Raw genomic sequence first — 360 nt, forward strand, 5'->3', positions numbered from 1 at the left:
ATTACCGGCCGAAAGTTTTTATGTGCAGTGTCGAATCCAGCCCCCGATAGCAAAGGTCTCCGGTCGTAGAAACTCTACATAAAAGCTGGGCAGGATGGGGAGGCCCGCAGCCAAGAATCGGCGTGCGCGACCTCCGCAGTCTTACAGCGAATGCAGCCACTCGAGCAGCGTTTTGTTCTGCTGCCAGGACGGCATCTTTGGAAGCGACGTACCGTCGGTGGCTTTCTCGAGAGCCTTGCGCTTCATCTCAAGATTTGCACGAGCATAGATCTCGGTTGTCTTCACATCGACGTGACCGAGGAAGTCGCGGATGATCTCGAGCGGCACGCCACTTTGCAGCAGGTGCATTCCCTTTGTGTG

The 360-nt window shown here is 55.8% G+C and carries 1 protein-coding gene; it reads right to left on the bottom strand.

Annotation, left to right across the window (positions count from 1 at the left end):
* Nucleotides 1-141: 141 nt before the first annotated feature.
* On the bottom strand, nt 142-360 hold a 219-nt coding region (locus tag J8I87_RS44270), incomplete at its 5' end, for a tyrosine-type recombinase/integrase (RefSeq protein ID WP_209938955.1).

Source organism: Paraburkholderia sp. LEh10, assembly GCF_017814945.1.
Lineage (GTDB): Bacteria > Pseudomonadota > Gammaproteobacteria > Burkholderiales > Burkholderiaceae > Paraburkholderia.